Raw genomic sequence first — 18,593 nt, forward strand, 5'->3', positions numbered from 1 at the left:
AATGCCGCAATGACTTCTTTAGCGGTTTTCTTTCCAGAGACGGTAACACTGGCGCGATAAATTTCACGCCCCGCACCATCTTGTACAACAGTCGCAGTCAGTCCGTCAATGGCATTGACTTGATCGATGAACGGTGCTAAACGAGCCTTCATCGCCTCGCCATCTTCTGAGCCCTGTGCCAAATAATCTGCCACGGCTTGGGTAAAGCCTAAGATATTGTCTTTGCCTATTTTCATGGCGCGACCGATGCCTTTGCTTTGTAGGCGCACCCATTCAACATAGTTCTTCTTGCCAATGACCAAACCGGCACTGGGTCCTTCAATCGCTTTGGCTCCGGAATAAATCACGAGGTCGGCACCGTCGGTGATATATTTGAACAAATCTTCTTCGGCAGCCGCATCGACAATCAAGGGTACCCCCACTTTTTGGGCAACTTGTGCCGCTTCTGCGACCGTTAACATACTTTTTTGAACCGTGTGGTGACTTTTGATATACAAAATTGCGGCAGTTTGGGCCGTCACCATCATTTCGAGGTGTTCTGCGGTACACATATTGGCATAGCCGGCTTCAACCACTTGCCCGCCGCCTTGCGCCACCATCACTTCGACAGGGGTCCCGTAATCGACATTGTGTCCTTTGGGTAAAAGAATCTCACGTTTGGTGATCGTTGGATCATACGGATGATAGACATGATGCAGACTGCCTTGTCCAATGACCGCTGCCACCGATTGGGCAATCCCCGCGGAAGCCGAAGAGACGATTTGCGCGTCTTCGACGTGCAATAAGTTAGCCAAATACGCCCCTGTTTTTACAGCTAAATCGGCCATTTCAAAAAAGTGTTCGCCACCAAAGCGTTGTGCTTCTAAGACCCGTTCCGACACTTTGGAGACACCCAAAATCGTCATCCGCCCCGAGGCATTAATGACTTCTTTTAAACCAAAAGTCTCATAATTCATTGTCATAGATGGTTCCTCCAATCACCGTTTTTAACGGACGAATTTGTTCGGTGGCTGTCCGAGTAAAGCCATTGGAATCGACCAATTCTTTCTCGCCAGTGACCAATTCAAAAATCGTCAAATCCGCATCAAAGCCGACCGCTAGTTGGCCTTTATTGGCTAAATGGAAATTTTTGGCAGGGACAGCGGTCACTTTCTCTAAAATGTCGGACCAAGTATAGCCAACCACACGGAGTTTTTCCATCGTGGTTGCCAAGTCATAGACCGGACCATTGGTGCGATTGCGAATATAGATGTCGGTACTAATTGAAGTCGCATCCATCCCAGCTTGATGGGCCACTTCAGCTACATGGAAATTAAAGCTATCCGTGCCATGTCCAATATCAAAGATGACGCCGCGACGATACGCGTCCCACGCAATGTCTTTGATGTGATTATCGGCACCTAGAATCCCATTCGGTTTGCCGTTAAAGCAATGCGTCAAGACATCGCCCGCTTCCATCACAGCCAAAATTTCAGCAAGTTCTGGCGGTGCCGAGCCAACATGGACCATCAATGGTAAGTGATCATTTTCTGCTTGGATTTGTTTGGCTAATTCCAAAGGAGTAATGCCATTGTCGCCAATCACCGTTTTACTCATGCGGGCTTTGATGCCAACGATAAAATCTGGTAAATCCACTAATGCTTGTTTGACTAAGTCAGCTTTGACTTTTGATAAATCGGCCAATTCGTCTTGTTCGACAATCCCCCATTTGGAAATATTGACCAGTGCATAGACATTGGTTTTAGCTTGTTGGGTTAGTTCATAAAAGTCATGAATATTCTCTGCCCCAGTGGTCCCCGCATCAATCACGGTGGTAACACCTTTTTCGACCCCGATTTGATCCGGATAGTCGTAGTACAAATTCATTTTTTCAAAGCAATGCACATGGTCATCAATCCAACCAGCGGAGATATACATATCATCAGCTAACGTAAGTACTTCTTGTGTCTCTTCAGTTACGATAGGCGCAAGTTGTGTGATTTTCCCATCTTTTATGCCAATTTCAAAGACTTGTTTGTCAATTGTTCGGGCATTTTTAATTATTAAATCCAACATCCTACTTTTCCTACTTTCCTACTGTTCTACAAATTTAAATTTTGACCATGGGTGAATAAATGGAAGTAAAATATGCTCCGCTTCTACAATATGCCCCACTTTATTTTTTCGTGGATCACTATGCGGTTCTAAAACAACTTGTAACTCATTTTTATATTTTCCAAAGCTATCATTACCAATGACAATATCCCCTACTTGAAATTCTTGCGTATTGTCATGGGCTGGATTTGCTTCGTTTTTGTACACTTTGCGTACTTCTGTTGAACGAATCACTTGATGCGTGATATCACCACGACGATAATGTTGCGCATTTAAGACAATCGCTTTTTCGACTGGATTTGCCTCAGCTACAAATTCAATTGAAAATGCTGTTTGGTAACGATTGACCTTACTCAATGCCTCTAGTTCTTGTTCAGAAGCATAAGCATTTCCAATAATCACATCATCAATTAAATTCGTCGCAAATAGATGCTTGGCTGCTACTTCAACTGGCAAATGACGATGCATTTCTAATGTCGGCAAGCCATCATTGATATCCCAAGGACCAATATTTCCAGCTTGAGAAGTAATGAAAGCTGCTGTACGAATCCCTTTTTCTTTAAATCGTTTACTACATGATTCAAAGAAATCATAAGGTAAAGCAGTTCCTTCTTGTGGATAGAAATTATGACAGCCATATAAATAAGGTGTATTCGCTTGGTATGTCAAAATATTATCCAAATATGCGACATCATTACTCATATTTAATTCAATCGCTACACCAAAAGGATTATACGTGAGCATCGCTTCTTTATTTCCATCAAATCCTAAATCTAAGCGAATACCATCAGCGCCTAATTCGTGGAAAAATGTTAAATCATCATAGGAAATACCTAGTTCTTCGAAAATATTTGGAGCAACATCTAAAATTGTTTCAAATCCTAAATCTTTCGCAAAGAAAATTAGCTCTTTAAATTTTTGAGAGACCGCTTCTTTGCCCTCTGTTACTTCTAGCATACTCATAAAAATTCGACTAAATCCGTATTTATGCGCTAATGTCAAATATGCTTTATCTTGCTCAATATCACTGTGATCTGGATAGACCGAAACCCCTAATTGTCGTTTCATATTTTTCCTCGCTCCATTTCGTCATATTTTTGTTGAAAACGATACATAATAATTGAACTACATAGTACTGTCGCTGTTACAACGAAGAAACTACCTAAGCCAATTGCTTGCCCAATGACGGCTGCTAATAAAATAATCCCAACGGCCATCAGCAAAAAATAACGTAATTTAATATTTTTATACTTTTCTGGAATGTTCCCTTTTATAAGATAGATTTGACTTCCAAGAAAGAGCACTAATGCGTAAATAATTGTCATTTGTTCACCAAAGAGGATAGTTATTGGCTATCCTCTTGTCTCCTATTTTAATTATTTTCTTCCGCAAGTTCACGTTCTAATTGTTGTTTTTCAAAGACTTTAAAGAATGGGTAGTAAATCGCCAAAGCAATTAAGAAGTTGACAATAACTAATACTCCTGCGGCAATGCTCCAATTTGTACTCATCCATGCAGCAATTGGTGATGGAATTGTGAAACCTAATCGAACTGCCATCAATGGTACAATACCAGACGTTGTTAAGAAATAAGAGAGAGTTGTTGTTACTAAAGGTGCAACGATGAATGGAATCCCTAAAACGGGGTTCATGACAATCGGCGCGCCAAAGATCATTGGCTCATTGATATTAAAAATACCTGGTAAGAATGACAAACGACCTAATTGTTTTAAATATTTTGATTTCGAGAATAAGAACAATACAACTAATGATAACGTAGTACCAGCACCACCGATCCAAATAAACCATTGTAAGAATTGCTCCGTAAAAATATTTGGTAGTTCATGTGCATTCCCAGAAGCTGCAAAGGCATCAATATTTTCAGCAATTGAAATTTCCCAGAATGGACGGATAACTGGTCCCATGATTGCGGGTCCATGAATTCCCAGCACCCAGAAGAAACAAATTAAGAAGACTGTCAGTAAACCACCGAATAAACTGTTTCCTGCAAGTACATCTTTAAATGGCATTAAAATATTACTCAAGAATGCATTAATATCGAATCCAATTAAATGACGAACAACCCAGAAGAAAATCAAAATTGCGCCACCAGGAATCAGAGCCATAAATGAATTACTTACTTCAGGTGGGACACCATCAGGCATCTTAATCGTAATATTTTTAGCAATAAATAAATGATAAATTTCAACAGAAACAATAGCAGTAACAATCGCCCCAAATAACGAACCTGAACCTAAATGCGCGACATTAATAAAACGACCAGCCGTGATAACGCCTTCAACATCTTCAAAAACACGTAATGGTGGTGCAGCGGTAATCATAAATGCCATTGTTGCAAGAATTCCTGCAGTCAATGAGTCTAATTTATAATGCTTCGCTAGTGATGATGCAATCCCAAACGTTGAGTATAGCGCTAACAAACCAACCGTGTAACGAAAAGGAATATCTAAGACTTCACGATACGGTTCAATCATCGCAGCAATTGATGGAATTGGAAAGTTCAGCAAAATCGTAAAGAATGATCCCACAATAGTTAGTGGCAATGTGGCAATAATCCCTTTTCTAATCGCAACCATGTGTCGCTGCATACCAACCTTGTTGGCAACCGGCATCAATTTTTGTTCAATAAAATTAACAAACCCGTTCATTTCATAACCTCCATATTATATCATTATAATGTTTGCACTTAGAGAATAACATAGCTTGCACTTATTGTAAACGTTTTTCAATAAAATAATTTTCAACAATAGCCTTAAACTACTGTTGAAAATTATTACGCTTCATATTCAATATAATACGGATGTTTGGATGTGTTATAAATAGCTTCTGAATATTCAACAACTTTCCCGTTGCTGTCGACTGATTTTCGTGTACGTCGAATACCCAATTGTTCTGATGTTTGTAATTTTTCTTGTTGTTCGTTAGAAAGCAAAATGGCTTCAAAAGCATCTTCAAAAGAAGCTAAATCATATTCTTTTTGATTCATCAAACGATACAATGAAGTTCCTTTGAATTGCTCTTTTGAAATGTCTGCTAAATCTTCTGGCAAATAATGGACAAAATAAATATAGGGCTCATTGTCTAATAAATACAAACGTTCTAGACACACCGCTCGTCTGCCAATATACGGATACGCAGAATCTGACGGTTTTAACTCAACTTCTTTGACGTTCAACATAACCTTATCAACGTCAAAATTGGAATTTTTCAGAATTTGGGTAAAACTCACTGCCCGAGATAATTTATTGTAAGGCCGATTGCTTAAAACAGTCGTACCACGTCCGCTCTTCTTTTGAACATATTCATCTGCTGCTAGCAGTTCAATTGCTTTACGAACGGTAATTTTGCTCACACCAAATAATTCTTCTAATTCATTCTCAGTTGGAAGCATTGTTCCGACAGGATATTTTCCACTAAAAATATCCTTCTTAATTTTATCCGCTACTTCTAAGTACAACACCTTATTTCTTTTCATCGCGCCACCTTCATTATTCTTTATATTTCAAGAATACCATTCAGAGAAAAGGTTTGCAAAGCCTTTCTTACCGCCCTCGCTGAAAGAGTTGTAAAAATCGCTTCTGTAGCATTGTACAGGTAACGAGTAAAGCAATCATAATCGGATAAAATGTATTTAATTCCACGCTAACGATAAATATAATAACTAGACCAATGCAACTAATCAATAGTAATTTCCAAAAGGCAAATTGATGAAGTGTTTGATTATTTCTTAAGAAATAATGCGTACCAAAAATCAATAAAAAACTTAAAATAATGATAAACATCCCAATTCCTCCTATGCCTCTTCGACTTGTGCTTGTTCTTCTTGGGTTACTTGTATTTTCTCAAATGCTTTGAAGAACGGATAATAGATAGCTAGTGATACAAAGAAGCAGACAAAGACCATCACAAAAGCAACCCAATTCCAATTAGAGGTAATCAATGCTCCCAATGGTGCTGGAATTGAGAATGGTGGTTTCACCATCATTTTAGGAACCCAATTCAAAGCAGTCACAATATACACTAGAATAGTATTCGCAATCGGCACTAAAATAAACGGAATGGCTAAGAGTGGATTCATCACAATCGGTGTCCCAAAAATAATTGGTTCATTAATATTAAAAATACCTGGTAAGATAGATAAACGACCTAACTGTTTCAGATATTTTGATTTTGAAAACATAAAGAGTACCACTAATGCTAAAGTTGCTCCAGTCCCACCCATTTGGGCATACCATTGGTAAAATTGTTCGGTAAAGACATTTGGTAAGTCAAAGGCACTCATTCCACCTTGAAATAACTCAGCATTTTCTAAAATTGCCTGATCCCAAAATGGACGAATAATCGGACCTAACACCGCATGTCCATGAATCCCTAACACCCAAAAGACACAAATAACAAATTGAGTGATTACTCCACCTAATAAATTATTCCCCGTTAAAAATCCTTTTAGTGGTGAAATAGCAATTGTCAGTAGACCATTCAAATCAAATCCAAAGAAATGGCGTGGAATCCAAAAAAGTAAAATTACTAATAATGTTGGTAGCAACGCCCCAAAAGACTCCCCGACAACTGGTGGTACCCCATCAGGCATTTTAATTTCTAAATTTTTTGCCTTGGTAAAATGATAGAGTTCTACAGCAACCAAAGCCGCAATAATTGCACCAAACAATCCTTGAGATCCTAGAGAAGCAATCGGTAAATAGCGTCCGGCAGCAACTGCTTCACCCGATTGATTCACGCCTTCTGCCAAATTAATTGGCACCACCATTAACACAGTCGCTAACATTGCTAAAAAGCCACTTGTAATTTTATCTAACTTATAGCTTCCACCTAAATTAGCCCCTATCGTAAACGAAGCATATAAGGACATTAGTCCCACGGTAAAACGGAACGGAACATCTAAAGCAGCTAAATACGGCGCAACCCACTCAGAATAACCAGGTATCGGTAAATTTAAAACAATCGTGAAGAAAGAACCAACAATTGTTAAAGGTAAAATAGAAATTAATCCATTACGAATCGATTGTAAATGACGTTGATTCCCAATAGCATTGGCAATCGGCAATAATTTCATAGCAACTGTATCTAAAAAGCTCATTTTTTTCATCTCCTTATTCTATTTCAAACCCTTGATTTTCAACTAGTTGTTTAAACCATAAACCAGATTTTTTCACTGTTTTCTCGCCTGTTTCTAAATCCATTCGATAAAATCCATAGCGGTTTTTAAATGCGTTAATCCAAGACCAACAATCTACAAATGTCCACATGTGATAACCTAAGCAGTTACTACCTTCTGCAATTGCTTGATGTAACCAAGCAAGATGCTCCTGTAAAAATTCAATTCGGTAATCATCTTGTACCATACCGTTCTCAATAAACGCTTCTTCTCCTTGAATTCCGATACCATTTTCCGAGACAAACCAATCAATATTTCCATATTCATTTTGAATTTTTTTAGCAATATCATACAAGCCTTTGGGATAAATTTCGATCCCTCGTGACGTATTCATCCGTCGTCCGGGCATTTCATAATTGTCATAAAACCATTCTGGAGAAAATACACCTTCAGGATTAGGCACACTTTCCCTTGCCTTTACCCGACGTGGACGATAATAATTAATGCCTAACAAATCAATTTTTGTTTTTGCTAGTAGAAGCTTATCCGCTTCGGTCACTTCAGGTAATTGATTATATTTTTTTAATACATCAATAATCTCTTGTGGGTATTGTCCTTTCAAAATGACATCATTTAAACTTTTTGTATAAAACAAGTCTGCCATTTTTGCTGCATATAAATCTGCAGGATGCTCACTTCTTGGATACACAGGAATTACATCCATAATAATCCCGATTTTACCTAGGTAATTCCCTGCTCTAAATGATTCGATAGCTTCACAATGGCATAGCACAATGTGATGTAATACTTGAGCCGCTCGTTTAAAATCAACCACATATGGATAATGGCGATCGTGTAAATAACCGGCTTCCGCTGGAATCATCGGTTCGTTAAAAGTAAACCAATAGGCTACTTTGTCACCAAATAGCTCAAAACAAGTTTCCGCATATTTTTTATATGCTTGGATGACTTCTCGATTCTCAAAGCCACCAATCTCTTGTAATTTCATCGGCATATCAAAATGATACAAGTTAATGAATGGCTGAATCCCTTTTGCGTTCAATTCATCTAACATATTATTGTAAAATGTCACAGCTTCTGCATTCACTTCTCCTACACCATCTGGAATCAGTCGCGACCATGAAATAGATGTTCGAAACGAGTTAAATGAAATATCAGCCATTTTTTGAATATCTTGTTGATAGTCTTCATAAAATTTTGCTGTTGTTTCTGTCGTTACACCATCAAAAAAACGATGATTGTATTCTTTTGATGCATAGTCCCAAATATTTTCTCCCTTACAATCGCCAGGTACACGTCCTTCTGATTGGGTAGCACTGGATGCTGCTCCCCAGAAAAAATCACGCGCAAATGTGTACTTCATAGAATCCCTCCAATTTTAGTATCCGCTTTCAAAACTCAATGTGAGTATAGCATGATTTCAAATCAATATAATGATATAATTCATTTTAGTTCCTAGTAACAAGAAATGTTTCTTGTTACTACAATGTCACAACTCGTTACGGAGGTTCTTATTATGCTATTTTTAGATTATATTCCTGAGTTAACGCCACTAGAAATGGACATCTATCATTTTATTGCCCATCATTTAGAGCGTACCGCTACGATGAAAATCAAAGAATTAGCTATGCTTACCCACACCAGCCCAACTAGTATCACTCGTTTTTGCAAGAAATTTGAATGCGCTTCATTTTCGGAATTTAAAATTAAACTACGCATGTATACTGATTCCTTAAAAAAATCCAAAATTGCTGATGCGGATGAAACTTCTTATATTGACTTTTTACAAAGGGTTAATCAAGAGTTTTTAAAAAATAAAATTGAGCAAGCAGTTCATTTATTACAGCAAAAATCGCTAGTTTTGTTTCTTGGTTCCGGTTCTTCAGAAACAATTGCGGAATATGGCTCTCTGTATTTTTCTAATTTATCTAAAACTGCTCTAAAAATTTCTGATCCTTCTAATTACCCTATTGAATGGTTTCCTGAGGATATTGCTGCGAAAACTTGTGTCATTGTCCTGTCTATTTCTGGTGAAACGGAGGAAATGATTCGTTACCTGCAACGTTTGAATCAAAAAGATTGCACAATTATTGCCATTACCAATACTGAAAACTCTCCAATTAGTAAATTGTCCCATATAACCATTCCTTATTTTATTGAACGCGAGACTATTTATAAAACCAGTGGTAATCAGGATAAAACAATTGAATTGACCTCACAACTACCAGCATTATTTCTCATCGAAAAAATTGCTAAGCGCTTACGATTGTCACAAGAAATTCAATAACACAGTGTATCATCTCTGTCACAAGTGACGATTTCTCTGACCTGTGTCTGATTTACGACGAATCGCCAATCACGAGTTGATTTTCGATATACTGAAAATAATAAATGATTGGAGGTATTTTCATGGACAAAGGAATTAAAATCGTTACAATTGGTGGCGGCTCAAGTTACACACCTGAATTAATTGAGGGCTTCATTAAGCGACATCAACATTTACCAGTCAAAGAAATTTGGTTGGTTGACATTGAAGCCGGCAAAGAAAAACTTGAGATTGTCGGTGCCATGGCGCAACGGATGGTCAAAACTTCAGGTATTGATTGTACGGTACATTTAACTTTAGATCGTCGTAAAGCTTTGGAAAATGCTGATTTTGTGACAACACAATTGCGTGTAGGGTTGTTAGACGCTCGCATTTTAGATGAACGAATCCCTCTCAGTCATGGCATGATTGGCCAAGAAACGAATGGTGCTGGTGGTATTTTTAAAGCATTGCGTACGATTCCGGTTATTTTAGAGATTGTAGAAGAAATGAAAGAACTTTGTCCGAATGCTTGGTTAATTAATTTTACAAACCCTGCTGGGATGGTCACTGAAGCAGTCTTACGTTATGGTAAGTGGTCAAAAGTTGTTGGTTTGTGTAACATACCGGTTAATGCGATTTTTGAAGAAGCTGATCTGCTACAAGAAAAGCCCGAGAATTTATTTTTCCAATTTGCAGGAATCAATCATTTACACTGGCATACTGTCAAAGACTCTACTGGTAATGACCGGACAGCTGAATTAATTGAACAAATGTATGGCACCAGTGAAGCCAAAAGTATTGTTGCAAATATTGCTAATAATAATTTATTAATTGATCAAGTCCGAAACTTGGGTATGATTCCTTGCCCGTACCATCGCTACTATTACTTGACGGATGCCATGCTAGAAGAAGAACTAGCTGCTTTTCGAGAAAATGGCACACGTGCCGAAAAAGTCAAAAAAATTGAGAGTGAACTTTTTACACTCTATAAAGACCCTGAATTAGATTACAAACCTCAACAATTAGCAGAACGTGGTGGTGCACGTTATAGCGATGCTGCTTGCGAAATTATTCACGGTATTTATAATGATACCGGACAATTAATGACGGTCAGTACTAAAAATAATGGAACTATTGCTGATTTACCTGACGATTGCGCGGTTGAGGTAACTAGTCTCATCACCCGTCAAGGCCCTGTCCCACTCAATTTTGGACATTTTTCAGCCAAACAACGAGGATTATTACAAGTCATGAAAGCAATGGAAGAGTTAACCATTGAAGCGGCAGTTACTGGCAATTATGGGACTCTCCTCCAAGCTTTCACCATGAATCCCTTAATTCCTAGTGGACATCTTGCTAAATTAGTCATGGACGAACTACTAGTTGCACACAACACTTATTTACCAGCATTTCATTAAAAAATACAAATACGCCTTCATTGTTTAATCACAACGAAGGCGTATTTTTTAGTTTTTGAACTTCTTTAGCTAGGTATTCAATCGTATATAACGCAGGAACTTGCGAAGTAATATCGGTTGTGCCTTTGCGTTCTGTGGAGATATAGTAAGCTAAATTGATGTCTGATAATTTGGCAATTGTTGAATTTGCACTATTCGTAATCGAAATAATTGCACTTTTATGTGCAATAAAATGATTCAGATAATTTATGATGTCACTAGATTCCCCACCAACTGACAAGGCAATAATACACGCTTTTTCAGCAATCGCTGAACGAAAGAATTCAATCGGGTGGTTCGATGGGTCTTCAATATGAAAAGCCATCTGGAAGATAGAAGAAAAATACATCGCCCCATAAGAAGCAATAATATTTGATGAGCCTGCTCCAATAAATAGGACCATCTCTTTCTCTGCCAAAATTTTCGCTGCTTCATGCAAAGTATCTTGAAAGCGTTCCTCACTTGTTCGGTGAATAAAATTAATAAACGCACTTTCATCTACCGCACGTACTTTTTGCGATTGATTAATGGTTTCATTGTACATCTGCAATTTGATTTTAAATTCAGAGAATCCTTCGCACTCAAATTTCTTGCAAAAGCGGAGAATGCTCGCTGTACTGGTATGCGTTTTTTCTGCTAATTCACGGATTCTCATATATATCACTTGATCAATATGAGTCGCTATATACTTATAAATTTCCAAATCAATTTGACTTAATTCCGGCGTATAGTTTAAAAAAAGCATCCTGCCACTCCCTTATTCAACCCATTGCTCATACATTTTTTCGACTAGTTCAATGGTTTGTAGCGTTAAATCTTTCGTCATGATTGGACTTTCGGTTAAGCCTTTTGCTAAACATTCATTCACATGGTTGACTTCAAAGACAAATTCGCTTTGATGAGGAAGATGAATGTGCTCACTCTCGCCATTAATCGTGACCGTTGCTTCTTGGGTTTTCCAAAATTTTGGAATCACAACCTGTCCTTGATTTCCAAAAATCGTTAATTGACTATCACTACCAAAGTTGGTTGTCACAAACACATTGCCTTGAATATTGTTTGTTAGCAAGACACTTACGTCACATTGTGAGTCTGTTTTTCCGGGTTCGATTAATGCGGTTCCTGCAGCTTCTTCGATTTCTGTCCCTGTGACATACAGCATATATTGCAGGCCATAACTTCCTGAACCATGGAGTGCGCCTCCCCCGGCATCCAGTGAATCAAACCACGAAATATGATCAACATTAGGATAAGCTGTAAATGAACGTAAGTAGCGAACATCCCCCAGTTGTTTTTCTTGAATTAATTTTTTTACGTATTGTGTAATGGGTAGAAAAACAGCTTTTTGAGCTTCCATTAGAAAACAATTTTGTTGTTTTGCTAGTTCGAACAATTCATCTGCTTCATCCCACGACAAGGTAAAAGGTTTTTCTACGAGGACATGTTTGCCGGCTAGTAAGGCATTTTTTGCGGCTTCATAATGCCCTTTATTATAAGTTGCTACATACACAATATCGACATTGTCATCTTCATACAATTCTTGGTAACTGCCATATGCCGTTGGAATAGCTAATTCTTGTGCGACTTGTTGGGCTTTTTCTAAGTTTCTTGATGCAATGGCGGTAACAACGCCGTCTTCACTTTCATTTACTCCTGCAACAAAGCGTGGCACAATTTGCGCTGTACTAATAATTCCGTATCTAATTGACATCGTTTTCCCTCCTTAAACTGACTATAGTTATTGTACTACACTTCGTTCCTACTTTTGAAGAAAACAACAAAGGTACCAAAAAAGACCAGTGAAATTCACTGGTCACATCGCTATCTCAAAAAGCTCTCATAACTGATTTGTTCCTGTTGTACTGCATTTACAAGTACCTGAGGTTCCGCAATGATGCGATTCAACACATTCAATAGCATTTTTAATTTTTGACGGTCTTCTTTGATAGATACACCAATTTGTAAAGTAAAAACAGTTGGTGTCTCTTCAAAAATCGTAAATTCTTGCTTAGTTGCTGTTAATTTAAGATAGATTTTTAGTTGAATCTCTTTATCCACTACTAATACGTCATCGGTCTTTTTGATTAAACCATTCTTCTTACCGGATACTTTTTGAAAATCAATCGGAGGTAATTTACTTTCATAAGCAAAGGCACTGAAAAAAATAGTACGCAAGGAGTCAATGTATTCAAATTCTGACAACTCATCTTTTACATAGTAAATCGGTTGGTGCGTAATATTTAAGTTTTTACCGTACGTCGAACATAAATAATAATCGTATTCCTGCGTGTCTCCAGAGTTTAATTCATACAATACTTTGGTTTCAATCCGTTCAATATATTCTGAAAAATTATGCTGCAGATTAAACTTTAATTGCTGGGTTGAAAGACGTCCATCAATAGCAATAATCGCTAAACGCAGTTTACGATGTTCTAAGACGATTCGATTCAACATCCCACAAAACGTCAAGAAAATTAAATGAATTTCACGTTTGGAAAATTCGTACTGATACGTCATTGCGAACGTCTTTTTTATTTTCTTCATATACATTCGTAGCAACGGTTGGTCACCAGTATCATGAAAATCTTTGTAGCGTAAATCGACACTGTCAGAAACATTTAACATGATTTTCAAACTAATCGGTATCATAATTTTCAATAAGTCTTTCAAGCAAGTATAATCATCAAACGCATCAATTTGTAAATATTCGGATATCTCTCTTAATAAAAAGTTGCGCGTTTCTTCAGCTAGTTGAATTAAGTGATTATAATTTTCTTTGCTGCAATCCACGAAACGATACAAATCCGTACTGAAAATCGCAATGTAGGTTAAAAATTGAATGACTTCTATCGAAAAATCGAAACCTGTAAATTTGTTGCGTAATTTTTGTACTAACTCAACGACAAGCTCGTATTCATCCGTTGGCTTATAATCAAAGTTAATTTTAGGTAAATCTAAGAGCTCTTCCTCCCCATTAAGAACCTGATTTCGAAAATACAATAAGTAGATAATGAAACGCTCTGCATTAATATCTGAGAACACAATGCGCGAGTTGGTAATCGTTTTAAAAAAGGTGTTGTGTATTTTTTCTTTTTCTGCTCGGTCACAATAAAAAAATGCATTGTATTCTGGAATGCCAAAATCATTGCTCGTATTTTTATCAAAGTAGCGGTACATTCGAATCGTCAGCATGATTTTTTTGAATACCGGACCTTCAATAACCATTCCATGATGAGGACGAACATTTAAAGAGAGACCGTATTTTGCTAACATCTCTTTTACTTTCTGTAATTCTCTACTAATTGAATAATTAATAATTAATTCTTGCTGAATTTCTTCGACTTTCACTGGTTGATCTGCAGACAAGAAGCGTCGCAAAATATAGCGAACACGATGATCGAATTCACTATCCAGAGATAATGAGGAATACATTTGAAAAAACTCTCTGATAGCTGCTTCATCTTCTTGGTTTTCAATCATTAATTTGTATCCTAATGAACGTTTTGAAACAATTTGGATTTCTTTATTTGTTGCAACACTTTCTTTTAGCTGCTTCATATCTGATTTAACGGTCCGTGACGTCACATTCAATCGTTCACCAAGCTTTTCACTAGTTAAAAAGTCATCTGCACGAAAAAGAAGAAGAAATAGCGCTTTTAATCTAGGTTGACTATCTAAGAATTCTAATTTCTTGGATATCCCTAAAGCCATATCTCTTCACCTCTTTTTTTATTCTTCTAAATAAAGTTCTTTCATCGTATCAATTATTTCTTGTGAGATACCTAATTCTTGTTTGACATAATTCTCAATCGAATTATAGTTATCGATAATCGCATCAATCGACGCTTCAATAAACTCTGATTTTGTATCAATAAATGAATACAAATGGTCAAGTACACTTGGATCATCGGTCAATTTGCGATAACCTGCCATTTTTACAGCGTTTCTTTCTTCACGATTTTTTGCGGTCAACAAGTAATCTGCTAGTAACTCTTCTTTCGGTACTCCAAGAACACCTAAGACTAACATCGCCCCATAGCCAGTACGGTCTTTACCGCCACGGCAATGTTGCACAATGGCAGCTGCCTCGGGTTTAGCAACTTCACGTAGCATTTTTGCAAAAGCTTCTTTCGATTCTTTTTTATTTGCAAAGGTACGATATTGTTCTAACACAACATCTGCTTGATTCACAAGTGTACCGTTTTTTTGTTGCTCGATAATTTCATTGATTAAGTTCGCATCTTCGTTTTCTTTAGATGCTTGGAACTGAGCAGCAAGTTCAGCCGCATGCGCAGCAGGATCTACATGATACGTTACGACTTGGTCATTGATGGTTGGATTCGGATATTTTTCAATTTCAACATCACTACGATAATCAATAATCGTATGAATCCCTAATTTTTGCAAATATTCTAATCCCTTTGCTGTGGCATTATGAATATGATCCGAGCGATAAAGTTTCCCCCATTTTACATGTTTACCATCAACTGTTGGGTACCCACCCATATCGCGGAAATTATTCATGCCTTCTACCGGCAGTGTCCGTTCACCGATGACGTAGCTCTCTTCTTCTGTTTTTATCAAAAAATAGGGACGATAATCGACATCAATGGTGAGTGTAAAACTGGCTTCGTTTGTTTTAATTACTGATATGGGTTCTGTGTCGTTCATTGTCTTCATTAAGAACACTTCAACTTCTTGCTCCTGTTGTAAAGTTGGTTTCTGGAAAAGAAAACAATTTTTCTCTGGTTGACTGACTTCATATCTATTTGTCATACGCTTAACCTAATATACCTAACATTGTTAGAATAATTGAAAGAGCCATAATCGAAACAATTAAAACAGGAGCATGTTTTCCATTGGTTTTCTTCAAAATTTTGTAAACGACAAAAGTAGTTAAAATACTGAATAATCCAGGCATCACTTTGTCAAACATTTCTTGGAAGGCAATCACATTGTCACCTGCTGAAATTTCAGCGACGACATTGACCTGCACCACAGAAGCTATTAAGGCACCAATAACCATTAAACCAACGACGTTTGCCATGTTTGATAAACGTTGCAAAATATTGCCGCCAGCGCCTTCAATCATTTCCATTCCTTTAACATAACCTAAGTGAATCCCATAATATTTAATCGCTACGTTGACTGAATTATACAACAAGAACATCAAAATGGGGCCTAAGACACTACCGTTTAAAGCTAATGCTGCACCAATACTTCCACAAATTGGTAACCAAGTAAATTTTAAAATACTATCGCCAATCCCTGCTAAAGGACCCATCAACCCTGTTTTAATACCAGTTACGGTTTCTTTTTGATCTTCTTCCGTCGTTTCTTCAATCGCTGCTGTAATCCCCAAGATCAGTGCATCCGCATTCACGTGACTATTGAAGAATTCCAAATGACGTTTCATCGCTTTGACTTTTAACTCTTTTGGTTTATCACTGTATAAACGCTCCAATACGGGCGCAAAGCTTGATAAGAATCCAATCGCTTGCATGGATTGAAAGTTATTTGTAACATTTAATAGCTGCATCCGCCAAAAGACTTTATTTAAATCACTTTTCGTTACTTTATTTATTTGTTCACTCATAAATCAAAGTCCCCCTCATAATCTTCATCATCCTCGACATTTCCAGCAGAACTCTGAACAACGACTTTCTCTTGTGTTGCAATATCATAAATCAAGGCAATTGGTAGAGCGATTAAGGTGATTGGCAATACAGATAGGTCTAAATAAACCGCAAGTGTGAAGCCCGCAATCAAGAACGTCCATAATTCGCCTTTTTTCATCATCATTAACATCAATAAGCCAATACCTACGGCTGGAATAATTTTACCAGCGACAGTTAATCCATCCATAATACCTTCTGGAAGTGCTTCTACCACGACATCAATTGTACTAGAACCAAAATAAATCGCTAAAAAAGTTGGGACAGCACGGATTAAGAAAGCAATACACATCGGTACATAATTAATACGGAAAATTTTTGAAAAATCACCCGTATCTGCAATTTTATCCGCAATCGGGTTCAAATAAACAATACTTGAACGATATAAGACTAATAGTTGTTGTGCCAACAAGGAAGTTGGGACAGCTAGTGCTACTGCTGTTGCCGTTCCTCCTGATGCAATTCCTAAAGCTGTACCAATTGCCGTGCCCGAAATAATATCTGGTGCTGAATAAGCCCCGACATTTCCGACCCCCATCCACATAACCTCAAGTGTTGCACCAATATATAATGACGTTTCCAAATCTCCTAGAATTAATCCAATAACAGGGGCAATCAACAATGGTCGGCGAATCATTTGTGTACCAATATCATCAATCGCACAAATTCCCGCCCACGCTGCAATTAATAAGGCTGAAATCATGAAAGAACCTCCTTCAGATTCGTTTTCTCATCATTTGGCACCATTTGAATCGTCACATCGACTCCTTTAGCCAGTAAACTTTCAAAGGCAGCTCTTTCTGCAGGTGTTACAGCAACCGCTTTGGTTAAACGTTCACGTCCTTCTTGAAAACGCATGCCACCGACATTTAAGGCCTCAACTGGCACACCTGCTTCTACTGCACGCAAAACATCTTCACTTGTCGTGAACAATAACATCGTTCTTCTGGTAATTGGATTTCTCTTAATAATTTCACCAAATTTTTCTACTGGAAAAGCGCGTACATTAATTCCTTGCGGTGCAGCCATCGTCAGGATACTTTTTTGTGTTTTATCTCCTGCGACTTTATCATTTAATACGATAATTTGTTCTACATGATGCATATTCACCCATGTTGTTACTACTTGACCATGAATTAAACGGTCATCAATTCTACTAAAGACTATACTCATCTTCTTCGTCTCCTTCCAAATCTTCATTTGTTCTAATTGTTAATCCTTGATTGTAAGCCGCTTGTACAACTTCTGCTAACTCTTCAATTGTCCCCGTACGACTCATCAAAACTTCCAATAATACCGGTAAATTGACACCAGACGCCACAATGGTATTTTCTCTTTCTAACAAGTAGCTTGCTAGATTAATTGGTGTTCCTCCAACAATATCTGTCAGAACCAAAAGTCCTTTTGATGTATCTAATTTATCTGCTTTATCTAACATTTCTTGTTTTAAATCATCGACTTGATCGACAACAAAAACGCTCATCGTATCATAATTATCTTGCTTACCAACAATTAATTCTGCACTTTCAATGGCAGCCTTTCCAAAATCTCCGTGCGTCATAATTAAAACGCCAATTGTATTCCCCATTTCACTATGCCTCCTTAAAGTTCATATGTCCGTTATTGTAAGAACTTGCTTGTTCTTATGTTTTCATTATATATTGATGAAAATCGCTTTCAATAACACGTTTTTCACTAACGAAAGTGAAATGTACGAATAGAAATGAACATTGAAAATTGATAGCAAAAAAAAAGCCAACAGATTTCTCTGTTGGCTTCGACAGTACTATTGCTAGTAGATGAGTTTTTCTCCACAAAAAAATCATCCGACACCCTACAATCCGGTAGGCGAGTTTCCTCTATGTGCCTCTGTTTGAGTTGACTAGCATCCGCTAGCCGTCT

Annotated in this window: 19 protein-coding genes; 2 read left to right on the top strand and 17 right to left on the bottom strand. The window is 37.5% G+C overall.

Translation table 11 applies throughout. The annotated features are described in order from the left end of the window. From BAU17_RS04045 to BAU17_RS04085, 9 genes are all read right to left on the bottom strand, one after another. On the bottom strand, positions 1-962 hold a 962-nt coding region (locus BAU17_RS04045), incomplete at its 3' end, for a DgaE family pyridoxal phosphate-dependent ammonia lyase (RefSeq protein WP_161901541.1). Further along, complete coding sequence (locus BAU17_RS04050) at positions 946-2,055, bottom strand: amidohydrolase/deacetylase family metallohydrolase (protein ID WP_161901542.1); 1,110 nt, start codon at positions 2,053-2,055, stop codon at positions 946-948. The genes BAU17_RS04045 and BAU17_RS04050, both read right to left, overlap by 17 nt. A gap of 18 nt (positions 2,056-2,073) precedes the next feature. Then, on the bottom strand, positions 2,074-3,162 hold the full coding sequence (locus BAU17_RS04055; protein ID WP_161901543.1) for a DUF871 domain-containing protein: 1,089 nt from the start codon (positions 3,160-3,162) through the stop codon (positions 2,074-2,076). Continuing rightward, complete coding sequence (locus BAU17_RS04060; RefSeq protein ID WP_161901544.1) at positions 3,159-3,419, bottom strand: hypothetical protein; 261 nt, start codon at positions 3,417-3,419, stop codon at positions 3,159-3,161. Before BAU17_RS04060 ends, BAU17_RS04055 begins: the two co-directional genes overlap by 4 nt. Positions 3,420-3,466: 47 nt before the next feature. Further along, positions 3,467-4,762, bottom strand: a complete 1,296-nt coding sequence (locus BAU17_RS04065; RefSeq protein WP_161901545.1) for a PTS sugar transporter subunit IIC — start codon at positions 4,760-4,762, stop codon at positions 3,467-3,469. Between the two features lie 125 nt (positions 4,763-4,887). Then, complete coding sequence (locus BAU17_RS04070) at positions 4,888-5,589, bottom strand: GntR family transcriptional regulator (RefSeq protein WP_161901546.1); 702 nt, start codon at positions 5,587-5,589, stop codon at positions 4,888-4,890. A gap of 67 nt (positions 5,590-5,656) precedes the next feature. Further along, complete coding sequence (locus BAU17_RS04075) at positions 5,657-5,896, bottom strand: hypothetical protein (protein ID WP_161901547.1); 240 nt, start codon at positions 5,894-5,896, stop codon at positions 5,657-5,659. An 11-nt stretch (positions 5,897-5,907) separates the two neighbouring features. Continuing rightward, on the bottom strand, positions 5,908-7,212 hold the full coding sequence (locus tag BAU17_RS04080) for a PTS sugar transporter subunit IIC (protein ID WP_161901548.1): 1,305 nt from the start codon (positions 7,210-7,212) through the stop codon (positions 5,908-5,910). Positions 7,213-7,225: 13 nt separating this feature from the next. Next, positions 7,226-8,614, bottom strand: coding sequence for a glycoside hydrolase family 1 protein (locus tag BAU17_RS04085; protein WP_161901549.1), 1,389 nt, complete (start codon positions 8,612-8,614; stop codon positions 7,226-7,228). A 153-nt stretch (positions 8,615-8,767) separates the two neighbouring features. On the opposite strand from BAU17_RS04085, the gene BAU17_RS04090 reads away from it, so the two are divergent. Next, positions 8,768-9,538 (top strand): MurR/RpiR family transcriptional regulator, encoded by a 771-nt coding sequence (locus BAU17_RS04090; protein WP_161901550.1) that lies wholly within the window; start codon positions 8,768-8,770, stop codon positions 9,536-9,538. A gap of 122 nt (positions 9,539-9,660) precedes the next feature. After that, positions 9,661-10,977, top strand: coding sequence for a 6-phospho-beta-glucosidase (locus tag BAU17_RS04095; RefSeq protein ID WP_161901551.1), 1,317 nt, complete (start codon positions 9,661-9,663; stop codon positions 10,975-10,977). Between the two features lie 28 nt (positions 10,978-11,005). Here BAU17_RS04095 and BAU17_RS04100 read toward each other — a convergent pair whose 3' ends face one another. The 8 genes from BAU17_RS04100 to BAU17_RS04135 form a co-directional block, all read right to left on the bottom strand. Further along, complete coding sequence (locus BAU17_RS04100; protein ID WP_161901552.1) at positions 11,006-11,761, bottom strand: MurR/RpiR family transcriptional regulator; 756 nt, start codon at positions 11,759-11,761, stop codon at positions 11,006-11,008. Positions 11,762-11,773: 12 nt separating this feature from the next. Next, positions 11,774-12,727 (bottom strand): Gfo/Idh/MocA family protein, encoded by a 954-nt coding sequence (locus BAU17_RS04105; protein WP_161901553.1) that lies wholly within the window; start codon positions 12,725-12,727, stop codon positions 11,774-11,776. Positions 12,728-12,837: 110 nt separating this feature from the next. Further along, on the bottom strand, positions 12,838-14,727 hold the full coding sequence (locus tag BAU17_RS04110; protein WP_161901554.1) for a BglG family transcription antiterminator: 1,890 nt from the start codon (positions 14,725-14,727) through the stop codon (positions 12,838-12,840). An 18-nt stretch (positions 14,728-14,745) separates the two neighbouring features. Further along, positions 14,746-15,792, bottom strand: a complete 1,047-nt coding sequence (locus tag BAU17_RS04115) for a tyrosine-protein phosphatase (protein ID WP_161901555.1) — start codon at positions 15,790-15,792, stop codon at positions 14,746-14,748. Between the two features lie 4 nt (positions 15,793-15,796). Next, positions 15,797-16,612 carry a PTS system mannose/fructose/sorbose family transporter subunit IID gene (locus BAU17_RS04120; RefSeq protein WP_161901556.1) on the bottom strand — a complete coding sequence of 272 codons (816 nt, stop codon included), beginning with the start codon at positions 16,610-16,612 and terminating at the stop codon, positions 15,797-15,799. Further along, positions 16,609-17,394: a PTS mannose/fructose/sorbose/N-acetylgalactosamine transporter subunit IIC gene (locus tag BAU17_RS04125; protein WP_161901557.1), complete on the bottom strand. Its 786-nt coding sequence runs from the start codon at positions 17,392-17,394 to the stop codon at positions 16,609-16,611. Before BAU17_RS04125 ends, BAU17_RS04120 begins: the two co-directional genes overlap by 4 nt. After that, entirely contained in the window at positions 17,391-17,864 is a 474-nt protein-coding gene (locus tag BAU17_RS04130) for a PTS sugar transporter subunit IIB (protein ID WP_161901558.1), read from the bottom strand. The genes BAU17_RS04125 and BAU17_RS04130 overlap by 4 nt, the downstream gene beginning before the upstream one ends. Next, the gene (locus BAU17_RS04135) at positions 17,848-18,279 is read right to left on the bottom strand and encodes a PTS sugar transporter subunit IIA (protein WP_161901559.1); all 432 of its coding nucleotides are present in this window, start codon (positions 18,277-18,279) and stop codon (positions 17,848-17,850) included. Before BAU17_RS04135 ends, BAU17_RS04130 begins: the two co-directional genes overlap by 17 nt. Positions 18,280-18,593 lie beyond the last annotated feature (314 nt).

This window comes from Candidatus Enterococcus willemsii (assembly GCF_009933335.1).
Taxonomy (GTDB): domain Bacteria; phylum Bacillota; class Bacilli; order Lactobacillales; family Enterococcaceae; genus Enterococcus_F; species Enterococcus_F willemsii.